Annotated in this window: 21 protein-coding genes and 3 pseudogenes; 19 read left to right on the top strand and 5 right to left on the bottom strand. The window is 57.2% G+C overall.

Annotated elements, in window-relative coordinates:
- The first annotated feature begins 725 nt into the window (after positions 1-725).
- The 10 genes and pseudogenes from EN932_RS02080 (at position 726) to EN932_RS02125 (ending at position 13,278) form a co-directional block, all read left to right on the top strand.
- Complete coding sequence (locus EN932_RS02080) at positions 726-1,127, top strand: hypothetical protein (RefSeq protein ID WP_063169309.1); 402 nt, start codon at positions 726-728, stop codon at positions 1,125-1,127.
- A gap of 167 nt (positions 1,128-1,294) precedes the next feature.
- Complete coding sequence (locus EN932_RS02085) at positions 1,295-2,221, top strand: LysR family transcriptional regulator (RefSeq protein WP_063169308.1); 927 nt, start codon at positions 1,295-1,297, stop codon at positions 2,219-2,221.
- A 193-nt stretch (positions 2,222-2,414) separates the two neighbouring features.
- Entirely contained in the window at positions 2,415-3,848 is a 1,434-nt protein-coding gene (locus EN932_RS02090) for an NAD-dependent succinate-semialdehyde dehydrogenase (protein WP_063170369.1), read from the top strand.
- A gap of 27 nt (positions 3,849-3,875) precedes the next feature.
- Entirely contained in the window at positions 3,876-5,399 is a 1,524-nt protein-coding gene (locus tag EN932_RS02095) for a fumarate hydratase (protein WP_063169307.1), read from the top strand.
- A 493-nt stretch (positions 5,400-5,892) separates the two neighbouring features.
- Positions 5,893-6,390, top strand: a complete 498-nt coding sequence (locus EN932_RS02100) for an Lrp/AsnC family transcriptional regulator (protein ID WP_063169306.1) — start codon at positions 5,893-5,895, stop codon at positions 6,388-6,390.
- Between the two features lie 1,402 nt (positions 6,391-7,792).
- The gene (locus EN932_RS02110) at positions 7,793-8,653 is read left to right on the top strand and encodes a DUF4231 domain-containing protein (RefSeq protein WP_063169305.1); all 861 of its coding nucleotides are present in this window, start codon (positions 7,793-7,795) and stop codon (positions 8,651-8,653) included.
- A 9-nt stretch (positions 8,654-8,662) separates the two neighbouring features.
- Positions 8,663-9,169 carry a TIR domain-containing protein gene (locus tag EN932_RS02115; protein WP_063169304.1) on the top strand — a complete coding sequence of 169 codons (507 nt, stop codon included), beginning with the start codon at positions 8,663-8,665 and terminating at the stop codon, positions 9,167-9,169.
- Between the two features lie 483 nt (positions 9,170-9,652).
- Positions 9,653-10,073, top strand: a pseudogene (locus EN932_RS38685) (transposase); the annotation flags it as partial.
- Positions 10,074-10,263: 190 nt separating this feature from the next.
- Entirely contained in the window at positions 10,264-11,670 is a 1,407-nt protein-coding gene (locus EN932_RS02120) for an aminotransferase (RefSeq protein ID WP_063169303.1), read from the top strand.
- A gap of 870 nt (positions 11,671-12,540) precedes the next feature.
- Positions 12,541-13,278, top strand: a complete 738-nt coding sequence (locus EN932_RS02125; RefSeq protein WP_082826574.1) for a LuxR family transcriptional regulator — start codon at positions 12,541-12,543, stop codon at positions 13,276-13,278.
- 175 nt (positions 13,279-13,453) lie between these two features.
- On the opposite strand, the gene EN932_RS02130 is transcribed toward EN932_RS02125, so the two are convergent.
- Together EN932_RS02130 and EN932_RS02135 are read right to left on the bottom strand one after the other, a co-directional pair.
- On the bottom strand, positions 13,454-14,410 hold the full coding sequence (locus EN932_RS02130; protein ID WP_063169302.1) for an IS481 family transposase: 957 nt from the start codon (positions 14,408-14,410) through the stop codon (positions 13,454-13,456).
- Positions 14,411-14,848: 438 nt separating this feature from the next.
- Positions 14,849-15,130, bottom strand: a complete 282-nt coding sequence (locus tag EN932_RS02135) for a DUF2285 domain-containing protein (RefSeq protein ID WP_063169301.1) — start codon at positions 15,128-15,130, stop codon at positions 14,849-14,851.
- A 115-nt stretch (positions 15,131-15,245) separates the two neighbouring features.
- Between EN932_RS02135 and EN932_RS02140 the strand changes: the two genes are divergently transcribed.
- Positions 15,246-15,479 carry a helix-turn-helix transcriptional regulator gene (locus tag EN932_RS02140; RefSeq protein ID WP_082826573.1) on the top strand — a complete coding sequence of 78 codons (234 nt, stop codon included), beginning with the start codon at positions 15,246-15,248 and terminating at the stop codon, positions 15,477-15,479.
- 438 nt (positions 15,480-15,917) lie between these two features.
- Here the strand turns inward: EN932_RS02140 and EN932_RS02145 are convergent, their stop codons facing one another.
- Positions 15,918-16,184, bottom strand: a complete 267-nt coding sequence (locus EN932_RS02145) for a DUF2285 domain-containing protein (protein ID WP_063169299.1) — start codon at positions 16,182-16,184, stop codon at positions 15,918-15,920.
- A gap of 109 nt (positions 16,185-16,293) precedes the next feature.
- On the opposite strand from EN932_RS02145, the gene EN932_RS02150 reads away from it, so the two are divergent.
- From EN932_RS02150 to EN932_RS02185, 8 genes and pseudogenes are all read left to right on the top strand, one after another.
- Positions 16,294-16,512, top strand: a complete 219-nt coding sequence (locus EN932_RS02150; RefSeq protein ID WP_029354714.1) for a helix-turn-helix transcriptional regulator — start codon at positions 16,294-16,296, stop codon at positions 16,510-16,512.
- Between the two features lie 657 nt (positions 16,513-17,169).
- Complete coding sequence (locus EN932_RS02155) at positions 17,170-18,114, top strand: DMT family transporter (protein WP_082826572.1); 945 nt, start codon at positions 17,170-17,172, stop codon at positions 18,112-18,114.
- Positions 18,111-20,093, top strand: coding sequence for an argininosuccinate synthase-related protein (locus EN932_RS02160; protein ID WP_063169298.1), 1,983 nt, complete (start codon positions 18,111-18,113; stop codon positions 20,091-20,093). Before EN932_RS02155 ends, EN932_RS02160 begins: the two co-directional genes overlap by 4 nt.
- Before the next feature lie 221 nt (positions 20,094-20,314).
- Entirely contained in the window at positions 20,315-20,542 is a 228-nt protein-coding gene (locus tag EN932_RS39450) for an aminotransferase class III-fold pyridoxal phosphate-dependent enzyme (RefSeq protein WP_263485461.1), read from the top strand.
- Positions 20,503-20,751: an aminotransferase class III-fold pyridoxal phosphate-dependent enzyme gene (locus tag EN932_RS39455; RefSeq protein ID WP_063169297.1), complete on the top strand. Its 249-nt coding sequence runs from the start codon at positions 20,503-20,505 to the stop codon at positions 20,749-20,751. The genes EN932_RS39450 and EN932_RS39455 overlap by 40 nt, the downstream gene beginning before the upstream one ends.
- 308 nt (positions 20,752-21,059) lie before the next feature.
- Positions 21,060-21,294 (top strand): annotated as a pseudogene (locus EN932_RS02170) (aldehyde dehydrogenase family protein); the annotation flags it as partial.
- A 68-nt stretch (positions 21,295-21,362) separates the two neighbouring features.
- Positions 21,363-22,018 (top strand): annotated as a pseudogene (locus EN932_RS02175) (IS630 family transposase); the annotation flags it as partial.
- Positions 22,019-22,923: 905 nt separating this feature from the next.
- On the top strand, positions 22,924-23,124 hold the full coding sequence (locus EN932_RS02185) for a hypothetical protein (protein WP_244514237.1): 201 nt from the start codon (positions 22,924-22,926) through the stop codon (positions 23,122-23,124).
- A 307-nt stretch (positions 23,125-23,431) separates the two neighbouring features.
- Here the strand turns inward: EN932_RS02185 and EN932_RS02190 are convergent, their stop codons facing one another.
- A complete protein-coding gene (locus EN932_RS02190; protein ID WP_063169295.1) occupies positions 23,432-24,130 on the bottom strand; it encodes an OmpW family protein in 699 nt (232 codons plus the stop codon).
- Positions 24,131-24,168: 38 nt separating this feature from the next.
- Positions 24,169-24,625, bottom strand: a 457-nt coding sequence (locus EN932_RS02195) for a prolyl oligopeptidase family serine peptidase (RefSeq protein ID WP_164890419.1), incomplete at its 5' end; no start/stop codon positions are given.

The raw sequence follows: 24,625 nt of genomic DNA on the forward strand, positions 1-24,625 counted from the left end.
GCCTGTGCCAGGCCTGGGTATGAAACTTTCCAGTCAAGCCGGATTGGCCAGCACCTGGGTGCATAACCAACCTGTTGTCGCGGCTTCATTAGCATGAGGTGCCCGGAAACGAAGATACGTATGGACCCCGCCCCGCTTTCCAATTGAGCCTAGGGGCTGCTGATTCCTTCTTCGCCAAGGGTCGTGAACGGCGTGATCGACCAATGGATTAGGTTGATGGGACGATGAGTGTCGCCTCGGTCGAGCAATGGTGGATGAAACTGCGATGACATGTCCGATAGGATCTCTGTAATCGCCCTGCCTGACGCCCTGCCTTCAGGTTTTCGACATAAAATTTCACCTCGGTCACACCTGATCTTAATGTCGCCAGCGATCTAATCCAGTGTGCCAGGAATGAGGTACCGTACGGCCGCACTGCGAGAATGCCTTCTTCGCAAATCCCAGTCCTCGCCGTGACTGCTAGGTGCAATACTGCAAGCCAGCTGAACCAATTGAGGATCTGTCCCCTCATCGAGGCGCGGATTGACTTGGATGACGACGGGTCCAGGCTTCGTCCACGGAGTTCAATGTTCGTTGGCCCAGCTGAGGCCGTGAGCTTGCAAGCAATTCTGTGACACGTTGACGATACGATCATGCTCGTCATTAGTCAGCAGGGTTGGTTGGACAATTCACCTCTCGGAAGAGGAAATGGGGTGGCCGGCCGAAGTCCGCCAGCGGCAATAGCAATGACCTCCTTTCCCATCTTGTTAGCGCCGCTGGTTGCAATGGCGCTTGGTACTGAAGACTTCAGTGCAGCTGTTGGCGGTGCCCCAGAACTCGACCTGCTTTTGACGCCGAACCTTTCCGTTCTGTTCCCCATGCGGCAGTCTCGGCTCGATAGGAAGCATCGGCGATTCTTAGACAATGATAACTTCGTGGGGCCGCAGGCGATCCATTTAAACATCGATGGGGCTTTTCACCAAGCGCACAAGAACTCGAGGGACCCGTCGTGTCCTCGCGGCGAAAAAGATGCGACGGCGCAAGGCAAAGGCGCGTTCACATTGGACGGGAAGATGGTCGATCTACCGGTTATTCGAAGGGTCCGAGAAATCATCTCCATGGATCAGGGCGCCGAGTTGGCCGGTTGAAGCCTCGGCGGGTTGGGTCCATTCTGGACACATAGGTTACGGTTTTGGTCAAACCACACTGAGATGACACGACAGTTAGGCGTCATGTCGCTCTGCAATTATTGCTGTCGCGCCATCACATTTCGAGATAGATTACATCATTGCAGTCCGCCCTCGGAAGAGTACCCGTGGAAATCAGGCAGTTAAGATACTTTGTTGGCGTGGTCGAAGCAGGCAGTTTCACGAAGGCCGCTGGCTTTCTGAATGTCGCCCAGAGTGCGCTGAGTCTGCATGTGCGCCAATTGGAGGAAGGCTTCGGCACTCAGCTGCTGATACGCGACAGGACCGGCGTGAGCGTGACGGCGTCAGGAGCCAAACTCCTGGAGCGGGCGCGGGCGATTCTCAAAGAAATTCGAATTACCGAGGTGGAATTGACCAACACAGCCGCTTCCCCCGCCGGGGAGGTGACTATTGGCATTCCGTCTGGAGCTGCTCGCGTCCTGAGCGGTCCGCTGCTTGAGACGGTAAGACACGAACTGCCCAAGGTGTCCCTCAAGATGGTCGAGGGTATGACGGGACCGCTAGAGGAATGGATGGCGGCTGGACGCTTCAATCTGGCGGTTCTGTACCGCACTGCGGACAGTGTGGGGCGAATGACTGTGCTAGCGCGCGAAGACCTTTGTCTGGTGGTTCCGTCCGGCGAGCCACCGTTTGAAGATGCGATATCTCTGGCCGACCTGCATGCATTCCCCCTGGCGGTTCCCATGCGCAACAACAATGTCAGGCGTTCGGTGGCTGATGTCGTCGCACAACACGGTTGCGCGATGGACGTCAAGTTTGAAGTGGACTCGCTCTCAACGATCATCAACATGGTCGTAGAGGGAAAAGCGCATTCTATTCTCGCCCCGTCTGCCGTTCAGAAAGAAGCCTCTCAAGGGCTGGTCCGGACGGTCAAGATAGTCGATCCGGTAATTACCCGCTCCGTGGTGCTTGCTGTAAATCCCAAAGATGAGCGTTCTGCGGCCGTTTCTGCGGTCCGCAAGCTCATTCCGAAGGTCGCCAGAGAATTGATTGAGAGCCGGGGCTGGGTAGCATCGGCTCCTGACGCGACCTGAGAACCATCGATCTGTAAACAACGGCATGACTTCCTTCCTGTCGGAACAGATCGATCTGGATTCCAGATGGATTTAGGCACTAATCGATATTTGACCCGCTGCGACCATCGCGATGAAACTGGCTCAAGCGAGCTCAGCGGCTTCGAAAATTGAAACGGCGCTCGCATGGCCAGAATCACAAGTGGAGCCCGCGATGTCCCACGCCAGGAGCTACGAGCTCTTCATTAATGGCAAATGGCGAGCCGGTGGTAGCCGAGCCACTTTGCCGGTGATCAACCCGGCGACGGAGAAGGTATTTGCCTCAGTGGCCTCGGCTACGGTTCCAGACTTGGATGAAGCTCTTGCTTCGGCAGAACGCAGCCGCAAGGCGTGGTCCTCACGCCCCGCCAAAGAGCGTGGCGAGATCCTCGTCTCTGCCGCCAGCAATCTGGCTGAGAAAGCTGGCGCCGCAGCCAGGGACCTGTCGTCCGAACAGGGAAAGACGATTGCCGAAGCAACAGGAGAGTACGCGCGCGCAGTCGAAACGCTGGAATGGAATGGCCGGCATGCCGATGAGTTGTCGACCCCGATTCCGTTGGGTCCGAACAGGATGATCGTCCCGGAGGCCCTCGGTGTCGTCGCTGCCTTTACGCCGTGGAACTATCCAGCCGTTCTCATCGCCCGCAAGCTCGCCCCCGCGCTGGCGGCAGGCTGCCCGGTGATCCTCAAAGGGGCCGAAGAGACGCCAAGCGTGGCTGTCCATGTCGTGGAATCTTTGCGTCAAGCAGGGATACCGGAAGGCGTGGTCAACCTGGTGTTCGGTGTTCCTGTGCATATATCACGGCATCTGCTCAGTTCGCCAATTGTCAAAGTCTTGACGTTCACGGGGTCGACCGCTGTTGGGAAACAGCTGGCCACACTGGCCGCGAATAATCTGCAGCGCTGCATCCTTGAGCTCGGTGGACATTCCCCGGTTATTGTGTGCGAAGATGCCGACCTGGCAACGGCGATACCGGCTATTTCGGAATACAAATTCGAGTGCGCGGGCCAGAGTTGTAATGCGCCCAGCAGGATTCTTGTCGCCCGATCCCGCTATGAGGAATTCCTGTTCCGGATGACGGAGGCGGTCCGAAAAATCAGGATCGGTCCACCGGATGACCCTGCAACGCAGATGGGTCCCATGGCAAACGCGCGGCGAATCGAGGCCATGCAACGCCTGACCAAAGATGCGGTAGAGGGCGGCGCCCAAATCGAGACCGGTGGCATCCCCCTTGACCGACCGGGGTTTTACTGGCCGCCAACCATCCTGACTGGCGTACCGAAGGAAGCGAGAGTGCTTCATGAAGAGCCGTTCGGACCAATTCTCACCGTGGCTCCTTTCGATACGATCGAAGAGGCGATCGATGAAGCCAACGCCACGGAGTACGGTCTGGCCGCCTACTTGTTTACTGGCGCGGCCGATACGCAACAGAGGCTTGTGGGCGGTCTTTCTGCGGGCGCTGTTAGTGTGAATTACCTGAAAGGGGTTTCCGCTGATGCCCCTTATGGAGGAGTCAAACAAAGCGGCTATGGATATGAAGGCGGCGAGCAGGGGGTGCGAAGCTTCCAGATTCTGAAAATGGTCAATGGCCTCGGTTCATTTGGATAAAATCCGGTGGGAAACAGAACACGGACCATGGCCGGTAGCGACATCACAAGGAGCGTCGCCGACGCCCTTCAGTACATCTCGTACTATCATCCTCCAGATTATATCCGGTCTCTTTCTCACGCATACACGCGAGAACAGAGCCCGTCGGCGAAGAATGCCATAGGTCAGATTCTGCTGAACTCCCGCATGGCGGCCTTTGGGCGGCGCCCGATTTGTCAGGACACCGGACTTGTGGTTGTCTTCGCAAAGGTCGGCATGGATGCCCGCATTAAGTCAACAGCCAGTTTCGCGGATCTTGTGAATGAGGGCGTACGTCAAGCCTATCTCGATCCGGACAATCCCCTTCGGGCATCGATCGTTGCGGATCCCCTCGCTAGACGGGTCAACACCCGCGACAACACACCGGCAGTTGTCCATGTCGACCTGGTGCAAGGTAACCAGATTGAGATCACCATCGCCGCGAAAGGCGGCGGGTCGGAGAACAAGGCACGTTTTACCACCCTCAATCCCACCGCCTCCGTTTCCGACTGGGTGGTCAATACCGTTTCGACCCTTGGCAGCGGGTGGTGTCCACCTGGACTGATCTCTGTCGGCATCGGTGGTAGCGCTGAAAAGGCGATGCTGCTGGCCAAGGAGGCCATGAACGAGCCCATAGATATGGCGGAACTGATCGCAAGGGGGGCGTCAAGCGCAGAAGAGGGGCTGCGGATTGAGCTTTATGAGCGGATCAACGCGCTTGGTATCGGCGCCCAAGGCCTTGGTGGTCTGACGACAGTCGTTGACGTCAAGGTTGCGACCTATCCTACTCATGCAGCGTCCAAGCCTGTGGCGCTCATCCCGCAATGCGCCGCCAACCGGCACCTGAAGTTTACTTTGGACGGCTCTGGACCCATCAGCCTCCAGCCGCCCGATTTGCGCGAATGGCCCGACATCGGAGCCGACGAATTGAACCCAGCCGGCGTCCGGCGGGTCAATTTAGATACGCTTACGAAGGAAGAGACGGCATCGTGGCGCTGCGGTGAAACGCTCCTGCTTTCTGGAAAGATGCTGACGGGCCGTGACGCTGCCCACAAACGAATGGTCGAACTGATTGATGCCGGCAAGCCGCTCCCAGTCGATCTGAGGGGCCGCGTGATCTACTACGTCGGTCCCGTCCGGGCAGTGAGGAATGAAGTCGTTGGACCCGCCGGTCCAACAACCTCCAGCCGCTTGGACGATTTTACGGACAAGGTGCTCGCCGAAACCGGCCTTTTCGCGATGGTGGGCAAAGCGGAGAGGGGACCGGCGGCCATCGCGTCGATTGTAAGACACAGAACGCCATACCTTGCTGCAGTGGGTGGCGCTGCGTACCTGATTTCAAAGTCGATTAAGGCGGCGCGGATTGTCGCCTTTGAAGACCTGGGCATGGAAGCCATCTATGAATTCGATGTGCAGGACATGCCCGTCGTCATGGCTGTCGATGTTGAGGGAAACTCCATTCACAATTCCGGGCCTCTTGAGTGGCGTAAGCGTATGGCAGCCGACAGCATCGCACGCAACATCGGTGTTTGAGTCTTTCCGGTTGGGCGATTTCGGCCAGACCCGAGCGCCAAATTATCGGGCAAGCCATAAGACGAGCGGCATTTGCGGTGCCCTGCGCCTCGGCGAGCCGGCCAAGCAAGGCCTTCAATTCACCCTAATAGTTGAATGTGCGAGTGAATACTGCATTGAGTATGCCGTCCATGCGATCGAGGGTCGAATGCAGTCGCGCGTCTATCAAGTACGGCAGCGAGATTCAAGAAAATCGGTTATCTATTTATCATGGTCTCCGCCGCCGCCGACTATTCTCTCCAGCTGCACCATTGCCCCGTTGGGCGTTGGGGCGATAGCCAAATTACTTCTGCAGCTTTTCTCAGCGGATCGCTCACCCTCAGCTGATTTTCGTACCCCATTCTGGCACATCTCGGGCCTGGAACGGATGCCTTCCACTGCTACATTCGCTCGTTTCAATTGATGATAGAATTGATCGGCACACAACGCGATGTCATCGCTGAGAGCATAGGTTATGAAGTCGAAACCCGATCCCGTGCAACTCGACAGTTGGGACCTGCGGATCCTCTCCGAAATTCAGGCAGACGGTCGGATTTCAAAAAGTGAGCTTGCAAAACGAGTTCATCTTTCGGCGTCCGCCTGTTCGGAGCGGCTCCGAGCACTCAAGGCCGCGGGGATTATTGAGGGATTTTATGCGCGGCTGAGTCCTGCCCTCATCGGCGGCATGATCTTTGTGATGGTGGAGGTCGTGCTGGATCGTCATCGTCTTGAGGACCAACGACACTTCGAAACTGCTATCCAAGACATTCCGGAAATCCTGGACTGCTGGGCAATTGGGGGGCGCGTGGATTATCTGATGCGGGTCGCATCTCGTTCTATGGCCGCCTATCAGGATTTCATGGAGGGACTGCTGCAGGCAGGCTTGGGGATTGATCAATACTATAGCCTTGTCGTCACGAAACCAGTGAAGTCCAATTCACCGATACCTTTGTCCGCCCTGAGGCAACGGTAACCCAAAAGCTAAGTTTCAACGGCGTTTGGCACGGATCCCGTAGATTCGTCGGCAAAAGGCACCCATTCCGACGAAACTCAAGGGACATTTGCGGTATACTAATTGCTGGAAAAAGGTGGCCGAGCGCTATCCGCCAGTTGATCGCGAGCAAGGACGATGCGCTTGAGCAATCTGGAACCGATCTATTCCAGGAGAGGATCGAAGCAGCCATCGGACGCACTTGCCCAGCACGGTTACGGCGAGAAGCCAAACCGGATCGTGCCTGGTTGAGGAGGCGTCCATATCTAAGATGCGAAGTGCCGAAAAATGCCTCTACCGCTACTTCAAGGGGGGAACTTTCGCCCTGGATTGGCGATCAGTGGCGATTGAGCTTAGTCGCGGTCAGCGCATCCGTGTAGGGGGCGAAATCTACAGCGAGGGTTTGGCAAGCCGACGGGTAGCGGGAGTGCAAGCTGGCCCGCTCGGCCTTGGCGACCAACCCGGCCCTCGACGCCTGCGGACATTCGGAGATCGCGTTTTTACGTCCTAAGTTCGTTGCTGTTCGAGATTAGGAGATCGTCTGTCCTGTTTGACATTGCTGGTCTCCGCAGCCTTCTAAGCGAGGAGCATGGCTGTGCCGGGATCGCGTAGGTGGGTGACAAGGCCGGTCACTCCTGCCACCCGACGTGGTCTTTGAGAAGGTGGAGGTTGCGCTACCGGCTGGAGAGCATGGTGCCAGTTTTCACAAGACAAGGGTCGCTTAATCGAATGGGCGTCAAGTTCATAGATTGCGAACAGATCATGGGGGGATTTGAATAGTGCTACTGACCGAGGCAGAGCTGAAAAGAGTTGCGAATGCCAGTCGAGGACATAGAGCCGCATCGATCGTTCTAAAGGAAGAGACGGCCGCAGCTACAGCCAGATCGTCATTCGACGTTTTTCTGTCACATTCTTTCAAGGACGCAGAGATCGTTCTCGGTGTGAAGCGAATTTTCGAGGAGCTTGGGTTCACTGCTTACGTAGATTGGGTCGAAGATTCACAACTGGACCGCACAAAAGTCTCCTCGGCCACCGCCGAGTTGCTGCGGACCCGTATGAGGCAGTCAAAGACGCTAATCTATGTGCATTCAAACAATTCTCCAGGATCCAGATGGATGCCTTGGGAGCTTGGCTTTTTCGATGGGTTTCGGACCGCGGTAGCGGTTCTGCCCGTGGCAAAAAATTCTTCGGAAACATTCTCCGGGCAAGAATTTTTGGGCCTATACCCTTACATTGATGGGACAGGACCTGCATTCCTGTTTATGAACAGAGGGACCGCGCCTCGCTCAAGAATAGGCTCTGTAAGCTCGACTGCTAACCTCACGTTTGCCAAATCCTGGCTTAAAGAATTTACCGCCACAAAATAGACTGGTGTGCTTCAAAAATGAAATATCCTGGACTCTATAATAGCGCCGACGTGGCATCCAACGAGCAGCAGGCGACGTTTCTGCGCCTGATCCGGGCAGAGTACGTTCTTCTTTTTTTAGCGTCGGTGCTCTCTTTGGACTTGTCGCCATCAAAAGCCTATTTCGGTGTCTATGCTGCGGTATTTCTTTGCTCAATGGGAGTCCTCATTTTCCGGTCGGTCACAAAGCCCGAGCAGGTCTGGTATCAGGCTCGAGCTCTGGCAGAGTCGGTGAAGACATTGACTTGGCGCTTCGCGATGCGAGCACAGCCGTTCGATGACGCGCGCGCCGCTGACGCCAGAGCTGATTTTCGAAAGCTCATGGAAGGTATCCTTGATAGCAATCGTCACCTTGGTAGCGCGTTGAGCGGCACCGATTCAGCATCCCCCCAAACAACCGACCAGATGATGTCGATAAGGGACTCCCCGCTAAAAGAAAGAAAAGACCTATATCTGCAGAGACGAATCTGCGACCAACGGAAGTGGTACGAGAAGAAGGCGCGCTCGAACAAGAGGTCCGCGAAAGTCTGGATGGGCCTTGGTATTTTTGCATACGCTCTGGGATTCTCGTTCATCGTAGTACGCATCGCTGACCCCGCGATGCCAGGCTGGCCGACCGAGCCGCTAATTGTCATCGCCGCCTCCCTTATTGGGTGGACCCAGATCAAGAAATTTAACGAATTGGCATCGGCTTACACGTTGACAGCTCACGAGATCGGCTTGACTGCCGACCTTATTACGGACGCCAACTCGGATGAGGCATTCTCCGCCGCGGTGAACGAAGCCGAACTGGCTTTCTCACGGGAGCACACCCAGTGGGTTGCTCGTCAAAACAACTAAGAGACAACAATGGCATACAGCGATCCGACCTATGTAATATTTGACGGCGATGAAGACGCTTGGGCATACCGCTTTATGAAAGGGTGGAACGCCAGCGAGAATGTGAGTTTTGAATTCGCGAACGCTCACGATCTGGACAATATGACGAGCCGAGCACAGGACGAAGATTATGTTAAACGCAATCTTCGCAACAGAATGAATGGATCGAGCCAGGTACTTGTCCTGATCGGTGAGAAGACGAAAAACCTTTTTCGCTTCGTGCGCTGGGAAATGGAATTGGCTCTTGATCTAGGTCTGCCGATAATCGCAGCAAACCTTAACGGCTCGCGGCAACAAGATGTGAGCTGTCCGCCTATCATCAGGGACAAATGTGTTGTGCACGTGCCGTTCAAGATGAAGGCCATCAAGCACGCGCTAGCCAATTGGCCGAGCGAATTTCATCGGCTTTCAAACGCTCAGCGTGGCGATGGCGCCAGGAGCTATGGCGAAAGCACCTATCGCGATCTCGGCTTATAATCGCCACCTAAAAGCACTTAGCCGCCCAAACATCCTCGCCATCCGCTGGCGGCGACTAGCCTTAGCAACGTCCGCCAGCGTGTTCCGAGCTTGCCGAGCGATGATAAGAAGAGCACGACGTCCGATTTGCTGAGTTTGGCTGAAAGCTGCAGGTCATGTGCAACCTATTAGAGGAGCCCCGCTCGAAGCGTCGGATCGTCAGACAAGATCATGTCGCGCGAGGGCGCTGGTTTCGCGAGGAAAAGGAGCGGCTGTTCGATGTTTGAGGCTTGATCCAGCGTTTCGAGACTGCACGAGCGGCCAGCATTGATGGAGGCAGCTTTTCAGGCCGCGCAATTCTGTCGGCTCGCCCCCTCCTGCGAGCCGCAGCTCGGCTCGCCCTGCGCAGCAACCACGAATTTGCGATCGCAAGAAAGGCAACACGCTGACGATAGAACTTGGCGGCGCTGGTCGGCTGCGAATCAAGATGTCAATGGCAAGGAGCTCTCGCCGCGCGTCTTTGCCGGGCCGAACCTTCTGGCTATGCTCCTTCGAGAAGTCTGCCGAGCACCAGCCGCCGCACCGCCAAAGCTATCAATATGCGCGAGGGCACGACCTCAGCCTCTCAGCGCTGGCCAACCAGGTTGGAGCCTGTGCCGCGGCACGGAACCCGCTGCCTGCTGATCGAGGCGAATGTGCTTTGCCCCTGATCACCTCATTACCACCCTTGGGAAGGGCAAGACCGATCCGGACCGTCAGAATGTAAGGGATGACCGGCAGTTCGGCGGAACATGGCCGCCGGCGCTCTATCGTGCCTCGCGCGGCCGGCGGGAACAGCGTCCCGAGCGCTATTCATCCGTCAATATCGCCCGCTAATCGGGCACTATGCTGGGCGCATGCGCGTCGTAAGCTGTTCGTGTTTGCAGGACGCGCCCCCGACCCTCGGCTAAGGCGAAGGTGACGCCTTAGTTTTCACGGCAATTCGGGCCGATCCCGCGAATTTCACGGCGAATAACCTGCATTCCCGAGAAACTCAAGGGACGTTTCCGGTATGCTATTTGCTAAACAGGTGGCTGGCCGAGTGCCCTCCGCCAATTTATCGCGAGGAGAGGGACATGCGCTTGAGCAATCTGGGAACCGAGCAACTCCGGGAGAAGGATAGAAGCTTCGTCTTCCATCCTTCTACGCATCTGGCCAAGCACAGCCGAGGCGAAACGCCAAATAGGATTATGGCCGGTGCGGAAGGCGTCTATATCTGGGACACCGAAGGCCGAAGGAGCCTCGACGGTTTCGGAGGACTCTACTGCGTCAACATGGGATATGGATGCACGGAGATCGCCGAGGCCATTGCCAGGCAAGCACACGAATTGCCGTTCGCGCACGTCTATGCCAGCCAAGGTACGGAGCCGGTCGCCCTGTTGGCAGAGGCCGTGGTCGAGTATTTCGGTCAGAACATGCGAAGGGTCTATTTCGGCCTCTCCGGTTCCGATGCCAACGAAACCAACATCAAGCTGGTCTGGTACTATAATAACATTCTTGGCCGGCCCGAAAAGAAAAAGATCATCTCGCGAAATCGCGGCTATCACGGGTCTGGATTGGTCACGGGTAGCCTAACTGGCCTTCCCTTCTTTCACAATTTCTTCGACCTGCCTCTGGATTTGGTGCGCCATACAACCACGCCGCACTATTACCGCCAGGCGCGTGTCGAGGAGAGCGAGGAAGCGTTCTCCCGGCGCTGTGCCGATGAGCTTGAAGCCTTGATCCTGGCCGAAGGACCGGAAACGGTTGCAGCTTTTATCGGAGAGCCGGTACTTGGGACAGGAGGTATTGTGCCGCCCCCCAAAGGGTACTGGACGTCCATTCAAGCGGTGCTCGACAAATACGATATCCTTCTAATCGCGGATGAAGTGGTCTGTGGCTTCGCGCGAACCGGCGAGAAGTTCGGTTCCCACCTGTATAACATGCGTCCGGATTTCGTGACCATCGCAAAGGGTTTGAGTTCCGCCTACCTCCCCATCTCCGGGTCAATCATTGGCGACCGTGTCTGGTCGGTTTTGGAACAAGGAACTGAGAAGCACGGCGCACTCGGCCACGGCTGGACATATTCGGGGCACACGCTTTGTGCCGCAGCCGCGCTCGCCAATATTCGACTGCTTAAAGAAAAAAATATTCTGGAGCATGTCCGCGATGTTGGACCGTATTGGCAAGACCGGATGAAGGCCGAGCTGGCGGGACATCCCATCGTTGGTGAAGTTCGCGGAGTGGGTATCCTGTCGGCCGTAGAGATGATGCGGGACCCAAAACAAAGGATACCATTCGAACCCGACCTTCAGGTCGGGGTGCGCACTGCAGCTGCTCTGTTTGAGAATGGTGTCATCGGACGGGCCATGCCGCATGGCGACATCCTCGGTTATGCCCCCCCCCTGATCATTACCCGAAAAGAGATCGACATCATTGTCGACGCGACGGTAAAGTCGGTCGATACCACCTATCGCGCGCTGAAGGCCGAGGGTGCCGTATGATTTTGCGATCGCGAAGGAGCGAGTCCGGAGGCAGGCATGTCCCTGCGCGCTACTGCGCCGAGCAGACCCAAAACTGTTGAATTCCAGATATCTGATCTTGAGCATGCTCCGGGCTATTTCAGTCACGATTTGTAACCGAATCAGTTCTGCCGCCGCTGTCCTGTTGCCCAACGACCAGGACCTCTGTGCGGCGCGCCCTGCGGGTGTACCTCCCCGCCGGCAGGGCGCCCTTTTTGACCCACGTAATCAGTATCATTATGGCCCGTGCGGGATCGAGGGTCTGGTAAAGGTCATCTGCACGTTCCGATGCAGATTGAGCTTAGACGTGCCCTTTACATCATTGCAGCGGGCCATAATCATTGCGGTGAATTTTATCACGTCAGGTATATAGAAGGACGATACTCACACGCCACCCCGTTCACAAGGAAAGGCATTTTAATATTGTTGAGACGATTTGCCTATCAAAGAAAAGAAAGCATCGCAACACTTCTTTGCGGATCACGGCGCCCCGGGTGGGGGATGAGCGGCTATCCGAATTGTTATGCTAATGCCGACCCAAATTCCTGCAAAAGCTGGGGTCAATGATGGCTTTTGGTCAGCGCAGGATGATTTCTCCTGATTTGGTCGGTGCAGGGGCGGTCATGATTTAATGCATGGAGATTCTCTGATTGAGCTGTTGAGATCATGAGGCGTCTGCCAGACGCCCATCGGGTGAGCCCAGCATGATTGGGATGACCGACGAAGATCGAAAGTGTGGCAGCATTCTGGAGCCCGGTCAGCCCAGCGACGCCCGCGAATTCAATCACGTTTGTCGGGACATACACGACGCAGCCGGAAGGCGTGCAGAAAGAGGAAGAATCGAGCGCGACGATGACGAGGCACATGCCACTTGTTTTCGAGACATTCCTTGAAAGACTGTCACAGAGTATCGATGAGGCAGATTTCCGGGATGCCATGGCTGAGGCGGCCGGACGACTTGACCTAATCTTCTTTGCCTACCTCTCCTTGCCAGCACGGCCTTCCGGCAAACCGAGGTTAATTTCAAACTATCCACCCCGCTGGACCAGACAGTATCTGGAAAATCAGTATGAGAAACTCGATCCTGTGGTCTTGCGTGCTCGAAATGGCGGCTGCCCGTTTCACTGGGGATCGAATTTGGGAGGCGATAAAATGTCGCCGGCTCAACAGCAGCTATTCGATGAGGCGGCTCAATTCAGCATCTGCTGCGGTTTGACGATCCCAATTGTCGATCTCCGCGGCCGCATCGCTGCGGTTACTTTTGCCGCCGATGAGCCTCGTCCAGTATTTCTTCGGGTCGCTGAGCGGTACGAACAAGCTCTTCAACTGATGGCGGCCTGCTTTCATCGTTGCGTTCGCCGCAAATTGCCGAGCGATCGAACAGTGGATGGGGTTTCGCTGACATCCCGCGAATATGAGTGCCTGAGGTGGGCAGCGCGGGGTAATTCAGCCTGGGTGACCGGCCGCATCTTGGGTATCAAGCCACGCACGATCGCTTTTCATTTGGACAATGCCAAGAAGAAGCTAGGCGTGCGAACCCAAAATCAGGCTATAGCCCTTTTGGGGTCCGAAGGGTCCTCAATTGTCTGAGAAGCTTTTTGATCCCCTTGTGCTCGGGCCATTCGATCGCGCGCTTTGTATCGAGCGTTGACTGGATGCCGAGATCTTCTGTTCCGCCGGCTCGGGCGATGCAGCCGTATTCTTCCAGTCCGCGCCGGTGATCATAGTCTATGGGTGCTCGAGCGGGTGTGTCGTCGCTGACGAGCTAGTTGTGGAGCCTCAACAGGTTGTCCTCGGTTAGAGCGAGGCGACTGATAGGTGTTTTGGACTTTAGGCTCCCGTGGGGACGGTGCCAATTGTATCTGTGCAGCCAGACCGGCAACTCTGCGGCGCGGTGATCTGAAGTCGGATAAGCGATGGCATAAGCCCATTCGCGCAGTGCTGTCTGGATGAAGCGCTCGGCCTTGCCATTGGTCTTGGGTGTATAGGGTCTTGTCCTGACGTGCTTGAGGCCGAGATCGCGGCAGGCCTTGGCGAAGGCCTTTGATCTGTAGCAGGAGCCGTTGTCGGTCATGACGCGGGCTATCGTGACGCCGAGGCTGGCGTAGTAGGCCACCGCCGCCTTGAGGAAGGCGATGGCGCTTTCTTTTTTCTCGTCGGGCAGGATCTGCGAGAAGGCGATGCGGGAGGCGTCGTCGATGCAGACATGGACGAACTCCCAACTGCTGCCGCGCGAGCTGGCATTGCCGGTGCGCTTGCCGGTAATGCGATGACCGATGCGCTCGAAACGACCGAGCTTCTTGATATCGATATGGATCATCTCGCCAGGATGCTCGCGCTCGTAGCGTCGGATCGGCTCGGCCGGTTCGATATCCCGCAACCGCGACAGTCCGGCACGCTTGAGAACCCGGCTAACGGTGGCGGGCGAGACGCCGACCTCATGGGCGATGTGCTTGCCGGTCCAACGTTGCCGCCGCAGCGCCATGATGCGCTCGGCGATCAACGCAGCGGTGGCCTGCGGCATATTGGCGGGCCGCGAGGAACGGTCGATCATGCCGGCCCGCCCTTCGGACTTGTAGCGCTCGACCCAGCGCGCCACGATCTTGGCCGACACGCCGTAGACACGCGCCGCATGGGCTTTGGAGAAAGCGCCTTCTATCACCGACAGCGCCATCTCCTCTCGACGCAGCGGTGTGAGACGGGCATTCTTATGGATGTTCATTCGGACCCTCCGGTGAGTGCTGAAGCTTGGTAACTCCAGTCTCCCCGGTCCGGTCCGAATGGACAACCTCCCGAAAGCTCACAGCTAGTCGTGCGGTTATATAGTTTCCGAGGATGGCCCGCTTGCATACCTGCCTGCCGGTAATCTCTAACCCTTGACTTAGGGCGATGGCTATCGGTTATGCGGCTTGAAAGCGAAGAGGTGGACCCTTCGTCGAGCGCCGGTACGATATGGAGTGCTGCTCCGGGCTAATACCCATCCAGACAGAGCGGAACCTTCTATCACGTCAGACGCTCGGACAGTTGCCAAACCCCGATTTCCTGGGAACTGAATTGTGCTCGCCACCGGGTCCATTTTGCCGGCGCGTCTGTGGTGCAGGCCCCGATCAGCCTGACCAATGGCACAGGAACGCTTCTATGACCGAGCACTGCGAATTTGTCAGCTGGCGAACAATTCCTTGTAGCCGCTCGTCACCATCCAGTTCGCACGGTCGAGATGACTACGAAGCGCCTTCCTGGCGCGCTCCGGTTCAAGTGCCGGATCAATGCCGAGGATCAGTTGGGCCATTTCCTCTTCGGGCGCCTCATCGGCTGAGGCGTCCAGGAGCCTCATATAGATGGTAAAGTGCGCCCTGTCGTAGGCGGTAAGACGGTCAGACCAAGGGACTTCGTCGAGCAGTGTTGAGCTTTGAGTCCTATCTGTTCCCGTTGATTGATTCATGTCTGCCGCGAACCTCGCATGTTGATCGCTGGATCCAAGGCAGAATATCCCAAAATGGGATAATCCGAAACGGGGATTAGTCGCTGAGCCGGTCTCTACCTGCCGGTTCACCTAAATGCCCAAATCTCTTCGATCTCCCCGCCACCAGCGGTTTCTGGCCCAGTTGATCTCACTGCGCAATGTCAAAGGGCTGACGCAGGCGCAGGTGGCTGAGAAGCTTGGTCGTCCGCAATCTTTCGTGGCGAAATATGAGGGTGGCGAACGGCGTCTCGATGTCATTGAGTTTCTCGACGTAACTGCGGCCCTCGATGCTGATCCGTGTGAGATTCTGTTGAGCCTGCGCACGTAGTGGGCGCCCGCGCCCATCACCGCGCGTGCCGTGTGCCGGTGGGTCGAGCCCCGATTTTCTTGGCTCTGGCGTCTCGACCATTCCGCTGCGCCTCCTAGCGCGTCGTTAGACTCTCGCAATTCGCTCTGTTTTGTGCCTTTCTCAGCAGGTGGCGCCGCATCCTTCTAGGCCCGCCGCGGCGTCCCGCAACCCTTAGCCAGCTGTGAGCTTTCAGTAGGTTGTCCATCCGGCCCTTCGGATGCGGTGCGGCTCAGACGGCGGACCCGTTCCTGTCATGATTCGCCGCCGCACCCATTCCTGGGAAGCAGCCATTGGCGAGCGGAGGACAAAATGATGAGACAGCGAAGCGCTGGGCCATCCGCGCTGTGGTGATACGTCGATGCATGGCGGTTGCGCGACTTCGTTGCTTGAAGCGAAGCGACCGCACCGCCCATTTCGTCAACTGGCGAACAAATCCTTGTAGCCGCTCGTCACCACCCAGTTTGCACGGTCGAGATGACTGCGAAGAACGTTGCGTGCGCGCTCAGGTTCGCGTGCCGGATCAATGCCGAGGATCACTTTGGCCATTTCCTCTTCAGTGGCGTTGTCGGCCGAGGCGTCCAGGAGCCTCATATAGGTTGTAAAGTGGTCCTTGTCGTAGGCTGTAATGCGGTCCGACCAGGGGACCTCGTCGGCGAACGGCGTGTTCGATCTGGGCTGCAACATCGCTAATTCTATCTCCGGCCAATGGACCCGCGAAGCCCTGTGCCTGCTAAATGTGGATTACATATTATAGTTGATAAACTCAAGCCGCCTGATCCGCTGGCTTGCGTGCATGGATATGCGCAAGTTGGTCGGACGGAATGTGCAGAGGATCAGGCAAAGGAAGCGCCTGACGCAGGAGCAGCTTGCGGAGATTTCCGGGTTCAGTCAGCAGTACATCAGCGGCTTGGAGAAAGGCCGAAGAAATCCGACAATTATCACGATCTATGAACTGGCATTGGCCCTCGGCGTCAGCCACATGGATCTGGTTCGGCCCGACAAACAGGCATGATACACCCGCCCTCCAAGTAGCTGGCCGCCTGATGGCGCGCGCCGGGTGCTCGTGAACCCAGGCTTTTCTTAGGGTCCCCCGGCAGCCCCTGCCATTTGGCTCGCCCTGGCCCGGCGCACCCTATTGGACAGTCGGCCGCTGCGGTTTTTGTCAGCCTTTCCTGGGGCGGTCGGCATTGCCTTTTAGGCCCGCCGCGGCCTCCCGCAACCTTCGCTCTCGCTTCAGGTCCTTCTCTTGGTTACGATCCTTCGGATGCGGTTCGCCTCTTTCAGCGGGCCTAATCGCTTTCTGCCGCCCACCCCACGGGGACAGCCACGCGAGACTAGTATGGAGCGTTGCGGTTAGCGCACGAACAGCAAAGGAACTGAAAAAACAGGCAACTGTCGAAGCATGGCTGAACCAGCCATCGTGTCGGCATCTTGGAGCCGCGTGTTCGCCTTGAGGCCCTGCCGGTAGGATCCCTGCAGTTGAAGTCATTGTCGGCATTCTGACAACAATGGACATGAACCGCCGAACTATCAAGGCGACCAGGTTGTTGTCTAGCAATGGTTTTCCGAATCGGCACGGCACTTGCGTTACCAAAAACAAGTACGCCGCGGCACGGATCGCCCAAGAGGCTGAACGACCTGATCTGTTTGACCCTCGCAGCAGGGGTGGATGGCTAACACAAAGGAAACTTTGAAGGTGGACGTTTTCGAAAGTTCTCCAATACCTGTCAGGAAAACACGGACGCCATCTTTCTCGGTGGATCTAGCCTTGCTGGGAGTCGCATTCGTTTGGGGGGCGAGCTATCCGGTCGGGAAAGGCGCACTGTTCTACGCGCCGGTTTCGATACTTGTTCTTTATCGCTTCCTGATTACTACGATCATTACGGCAGTGGCTGCAAGACATGAGATCGCATTGGTCTCCTGGGGCGATTTCATCCGCGGCTTCGCATTGGGAACAATACTTTTTTGCATCTTTATTGCTGAAACTTACGGCGTTGCATCGACAAGCGCAATGAACACGGCCTTGATCATATCGCTTTGTGTGATTTTCACGCCGAGCATCGACTATGGGCTATCACGGCGACTTCCACCTACGGGCATTTTGGCAAGTGCTGCCATAGCGTGCATCGGTGTCGGCATTCTCACTGGCGGGATCAGCAGGTTCAGCCCGGGTGACGCGCTTGTCTTGGGGGCCGCGATTCTGCGAGCGGTTATGGTCGTTTCCACCAAACGCCTTCTGGCCGGCCGGCAGATTTCATCTGCAGCCCTGACGGCCATCCAAGGATCGACGGTGGCAACACTTACTTTCGTTTTGGCCGTCGCTCAGTTCGGAATTTCAGGCCTTGTTGTGAGGGCCACCCTTCAGTTTTGGGGCGCTGTTGCCTTCCTTGCACTCTTCTGCACCCTCGCTGCATTCTACATTCAAAATGCCGCAGTGAGAAAATCCACACCGACACGGGTTGGCTTCTTGATGGGAACAGAACCTTTTTTTGGTTTCGTTCTAGCGCACCTTCTTCTGAATGAGCCTTTGACAGTACCGAGCTTGATAGGCGCAGGCCTCGTCCTCGCTGCGACGTTTGCTGGCATCTGGTTTGAGAGCAGGACATCCAAATGAACCCCATCTTGGCTTCCACCAAACCCGCCATCGGCGGCATTTCGAGTTTTGAAGATCTGGAGGCTTTTCCGGACCGAACCGCACCAGTTGCAACCATGTTCAGCGGCGGTCTCGACAGCACCTATCTTCTCTACAAGCTGCAAAGCCTTGGCTTTGCGAACATTGAAGCTGTCGCAGCGGATGTCGGAACGCGCATCGATCAGCCTTTGTTGGAACGGACGGCAGCCATGTTCGGCGCGCGCTTTGTCTGCCTCGAAGGGCGGGATGCCTTTGTCGAACAAGGCGTGAAATCAGCCATTCGAGCCCACGCCAAGTACCTTGGCATCTATCCGTTGAGCAGTTCGTTGAGCCGTCCCATAATCGCATCTTTGGTTGTTAATCATGCTAGGTCAATCAACTCACGGCTGGTTCTTCATACAGCAAACCTTTCTCAAAACAGTCTTCCGCGCCTTAACAATAGCATTAAGCGCTCAGGATTTTCCGGCAACTTCGGCAGTCCGTATGAATGCTCTGTGATATCCCGACAACAGAAGACCTCCGACCTGTCCAAGTGTGGAGCGACTTTTGTGGCGGACCGCACGTGGAGCGCGGACGAAAACCTCTGGTGTCGGGAATTCGAGTCGGGGCCTTTGGAAGATCCCGAGAACTTTTCCATCCCCGAGGAGGCATTTGCTTGGACGCGCCACATTCCCGCAGAGCAGCCGGTAGAGATCAAACTCGGGTTTGCAGACGGAAGTCTCGTGTCAATTGATGACCGTGATGTTGCATTGGTCGACGCAATCCCGTTCCTGAATAACACGGTCGGCAAATTCGGGCACGGCCGCTTTGTCGGGCTTGAACACATCACAACCGGCCAAAAGGTTCTCGAAGTCCGCGAGGCCCCTGCCGCGGCCATTATCTTCGACGCGCTGCGTCACCTCGAAACCGCTTCTCTTGACGTGGCATCAATCGTTTTGAAGCAAGGGCTTGAGCAAGCCTGGTCCCAAGAGGCGGTTTCAGGTGCATGGGGCAGTACTATTCACCAGATGTGCGAACGGGCCATTGCATCCGCCCTCGAGGGCGTTAGCGGGAGCGTCAGCTACATAGTCGATCACACACGCTTTTTACCTCGGTCGATCCGAGCCAGGACGCCGAGATACATTAGGGACCGCGACCTTTGGGAATACCAAGCCGCAACCCACATAGCGTTGTCCAAAGCGTTCCGTCCTCGCCAAGTCACCAAAAGGGAGACACCCGTGGAAAACAACGCACCCCAGGCGCCGGCCAACCTCAGTCAACAATGCACTGACGGTCTGGTGACAAATGGATGGTGGTTTTCAAAAGGCGAGCGCGCCGAAGCCTGCTTTGGCATCGAAATTGATGCAGCCTGGAAGAACTTTGCTGACCATTGGAATCGACTTCTTCTCGATGAATACATGCGTGACGGCGGAACATATCGTTACCGGCGCTATAGCGCTTTTGAATATGACGCGACTGACGGAATCTTTAGGCTCCTACCCCACGCCCCCTACGAACAATCAAAAAGTGTCAATCATCTGAATGGCGGCTTCAAGCGCCACTTCGAGCCCCTTGAAAACTCCTTTATAGACCATCCCGTCTTAGAAAAGATTCTGACAGGTTTCTGCAGAATTCTATGTGAAGCCGCCCGACATGATCGTTGGAATATCAAGATCCATCCCTACCGGATTGTCGCGCGCGATGGTGTAAATGGCAAACCGGCACCCGAGGGCCTTCACCAGGACGGGGTGGACTTCATTGCTTGCTATATGATTGGGCGGGTCAACGTCACCGGCGGCATGAGCATGATCACCGACGCCTCAAAGGAGTTCCTCGGCGAGGTCGAAATGAACTCCCCGAATGATTTTGTGATCTGCAACGACCGCGAAACCTTTCACGATGTATCGTCGATTGTGGCCGAAAACCTGAAAATGCCGTACGCTTATCGCGACGTCCTTGTGATCGCCTTCGAGAAATTATAACGCCCAGCGCGCCGAGAGCATTTTCAACAAGGTTCAATACTGCTTGGTATCCTCTCGGGTGTTCCTGGTGCGGGAACAATGCAGGATTAATTTCTTGCATCTAAACACCTAGATAGCAGTTTCGCCTCTCTGGTATGATGGTTTTTGGCCTCGCGGATCTCGCGTAATACGAATGACCGTGGACACCCCCGATCTTCGCAAGAAAGTGAGAAATTATCCTCATGCTGTCCGACGAGGTGGTCTGCGGCTTCGGAGGCACCGGGAACTGGTTTGGTAGCCAGACATTTGGGATGGAACCGGACATGCTCTCGATCGCCGGGGGGCTTTCATCCGGTCACCTGCCCATTGGCGGCGTCATTATCTCGACAAGATTTATCAATGCGCCGCTGACGAGGCCCACAAGGTCGGCGTGTTCGGTCACGGTTTCACCTACTCCGGTCATCCGGTGATAGCGGCCGTCGCCGCCGAGGCGATCAGGATCTACAGCGAGATCGATTTCGTGACCCAGGCGCGTCGTCTCGGCGATCACTTGCATGGAGCCCTCGCGGACGCGCTCGGCGACCATCCGCTTGTCGGTGAAGCCCGCGGCCGCGGCTTCATCGCGGGGGTTCAGATCGTCGAGGATCGTGCGCCCGTCGCGTCTTCGCGCCCGAGCTGAGGATCGGCGATGTCGAGCGGCGGTGCCGCGAGCACGGCGTCATGATCCGCAATATGGGAGAAGTGCTTGGAATCTGTCCGCCCTATATAATCACCGAAAGCGAGATCGACCCCTTGGTTGACGGCATTCGTTCTGCACTCGACGGCGCCGCTGCTGCGAATTCCCGGGTCGGTCGGGTGGCATGAGTTCCAGCATTAAGACCGACTGCTTCACTTCAGTGGATATTATCGAGCAAACGCTCACCCGAGGGGTGCACTTCATCCGTGTCCGGTACAAAACGTCACCCATGTCTCAGGTCGGGCACGCCGCTCGCCAACGACACCGAGTTCGGCCTCGCGGCCTACTTCTACACCGGCGATCTCGGTCGCGCCTTCCGCGTGATGGAAGGACTGAAGTACCGGCGTCAATGAAGGCCTGATCACCACGCCGGAGGTGCCGTTCCGCGGCGTCAAGGAATCGGGCCTCGGCAAGGAAGGCGGCCTCCAGGGCATCGTGGATTATCTCGACACCAAACATGTCTGCATCGGCGGTCTCGGCGTCTAGTGGTTCCCGCCTGACATAGGAGTCCAATCAGAGATTCCCTTTCTGGCCTGCGCGTGCGAGTCTGGCGCATGCGCACAGGAAGATCGTTCACCGTTTCGTCGGCCGATCGCGTCCGTCTGACGGCGCTGATCAGGGATCGCAACGCCCCGCAAAAGCATGTCTGGCGCGCCGAGATAGTGCTTTTGCCCGCCGACGGCGTCGGCACCGGCGAGGTCATGCGCCGCATCGGCAAGTCGAAGACCGACGTCTGGCGCTGGCAGGAGCGCTTTGCCGCGGAAGGCTGTGACGGGCTGCTGCGCGACAAGACGCGACAGTGGCGCATTCCGCCGCTCGGTCCCGATGTCGGCGAGCGCGTCGTGGCACTGACGCTTGCCGATCCGCCGGGCGAGAGGACCCACTGGACCGCCGACATGATGGCGCAAGCCGCCGCAATCAGCGCCAGCGCCGTCAGGCGCATCTGGAAGGCGCATGGTCTCGCACCCCACCGCTGGCGCCAGGTTCAAGCTCTCCAATGATCCGAAGTTCGTCGACAAGTTGCGCGCCGTCGTCGGCCTCTATCTCGATGCGCCGGCCCATGCCATCGTTCTGTCGGTCGATGAAAAGAGCCAGATCCGGCGCTCGACCGCACCCACCCGGCCTGCCGATGAAGAAGGGGCGGCTCGGTACGATGAGGCACGACTACAAGCGCAACGGCACCACCACCCTGTTCGCCGCCCTCAACGTCCACTATTGTCCCGTTGACGAGAATATCATCTTAGTTGCTTGTAAAAATTTGTTCTCCACTTCCGTCTCCATCGTATCTCAGTCAACGCGATGGAGCAGGAAATGACTACAAACATTGTGAAACTGGAAGAAGGCAGGGCAATCGGCTCTAATCGTGACGTGCCGCTGTCAGATCATGAGGCGGAAGCCCTAGGGCATCTTGCGGTGGCGCTGAGTGGCATTTCGACGACCATTCGGTCCGCCGCCTACAAACACGCGCTAAACTCTAGTCACGCGATGAAGCCCCTAAAGGAGACGGAGGACGCGCTTACCGACTACGACGCCTTGGCGAGGGCGGCGGGCCGAAAGCAGCCGAAAGCGGCGGAGGAGGACGACAGGAAGGGGGACGCCCTAGCGAGAGAGGCCGCCGCACAGGTCAGCAGGGTCGATCAGACCCGATCTTCCCGCTGGAGCAGACCGCGAAGGGTACCGGTGGCATCAACGGACTACGTTCGGCAGGTGGTCATGGCAGATAGTCAGCTTGGAGCAGTGTCGGCACTGGTAAACGCGCGGCGAGTGGCTCCAGAACGCTTCCATGCTTCTGTTCCCAGTGTAGATAATAATCCGGATGCTCCGCTTCTGACCTCTTTTTCGGACTATCTGAGCAGGGTGTGCGGACTGGAGTCAAAGTCCCGCGAAGGCGTTCTCCTGGGCAGCCGCCGCTTTCTGGATTGGTTCCATCACCACCATTCCCGGCCAAGCCCTCGGCGCGTTGACGGCTGAGCATGTCCTTGCCGCTGTCGAACATCGGCTGTCACTATCGGCGACCTCCGGTACCCGCACCGGCAGCAACTTCTCACATCGTATTGGGCTGGCCACCACGACCAGAATCTCGCGCGCGTCGTCCCCAGGACGCCCCACTGGCGTTTGGCTCATCTAACCCTCGAACTCGGCTACGGCCCGTCGACGGTCTTCTTCACATGGGTCGGATTCGACGAAATGGACGAGGTCACAGGCGACGGCCATGCTGAACTGCTCGACGACGGCTCCATCGACATCACCTTCTATCACAACGGCGACGAGGCAATCCTCAAGGCCAAACGGGACACTTCTTCAACGGCCTGCTAGGAGATCCGTGTTCGCCTTGCGCTGACAAAGAAGCTCACACATGACGTCCGGGAGACGATGCTGGCAAATGGTCTGGCTGAAGCATTCCACCCACAATACCAAAGCCCGTCCCGATCCAAAGCGCTTCTAAGCACTCCACCTCAGGCGCAAGGCCGGTTGGCCAGTGCATCTTCTTGGTCCGCCGGAAGAGAACCCCGCCCGACAATAGCTTCATGAGGTCTTGCGCTGCAGTGTCGACCGTAAAAAAGGGCGCGCGAGGCGCCCTTCATTTAAACCGGCAGTCGGGAAGCAGACTTCACTCTGATATTCAAAAGCGGTAGGTGACACCTGCGCCTATCAGCCAGGGATCGAGCTCCGCCTTCCCCGTCAGCTTCGCGCCGGTCACCGTGACGTCGAAGTCCGGCTTCAGGAAAAGCTTCTTCACGTCGAAGTTGAGGCCCCAGTGCTGGTCCACCATGTAGTCGAATCCGACCTGCAGCGCCGTGCCGAACGTGTTCTTCACCTTGAGAGCATCAGCGCTGCCAGTGTCCTGGTTGTAGAAGATCGTGTAGTTCACGCCGGCGCCGACATAAGGCTTGAACGCGCCGAGATCGGTAAAATGGTACTGCAACGTGAGTGTCGGCGGCAGCAGCCAAACTTTGCCGATGTTGCCCAACCCTCCGATCGTCCCTTGGCCCGCGATGTTGGCATAAGTGGTACCGAGTATGAGTTCGGCGGCGATGTTGTCGGTGAAGAAATACGAGATATCGAGTTCCGGCGTCACCGTGTCCGAATACGAAAGACCGGAGCCGGGAAGCGTATCAACGTAGCCCAGATCTTTCGTAACGACGCCCAACGCCCGCAGGCGGACCTGCCAAGGGATTGGCGCTTCGGTGACCGAGGCTCCCGTCTCCGCCAGGACGGTCTCTGCTTGCGCAGGCTCCGCGGCGACGGCCTGCTGTCCCACCATGATCAGGGCCACCGCCGCTGCTGTTGCCCGCGCTACGCCCATTCGCGTTCTCGCCATGAGATTCACTCCTTGATGTTCAGAAAGGATGCACTGCACTATTTCGTCTCCTGCTCGAATGAATTGTTGATGGACCTCAAATGCCCCTCTTGCGTTGCAACGCGTTCCGCCGTCTCCGGAGGGTGATCGTTGAAGCCGATTGCGCTGCGGAGAAAATTGGTGCCTAGACTGATGAATGCGGCTTGCTCCCGATTGTCCTCGCCGCAGCCGTGCCCGCCTGCGCTGGCCTCGTAGAAGTAAGCGGGATAGCCAAGAGCCTGCAGTTTTGCGGCCATCTTGCGCGCATGGCCCGGATGGACGCGGTCGTCGCGTTTCGTGGTGGCGATCAGGATAGGCGGATAGGGCTGTCCCGGCGCTGCGGCGTGATAGGCGGAGATTTCCTTCAGGAAAGCCCAATCGTGAACCTTGTCCGGATCGCCATATTCGTCGATCCAGCTCGCGCCCGCCAAGAGCTTGGTGTAGCGACGCATGTCGATAAGCGGTGCTGTGCAGAAC

Origin of the sequence: Mesorhizobium sp. M7A.F.Ca.US.002.01.1.1, assembly GCF_004022955.1 — a bacterium.
GTDB lineage: Bacteria > Pseudomonadota > Alphaproteobacteria > Rhizobiales > Rhizobiaceae > Mesorhizobium > Mesorhizobium ciceri.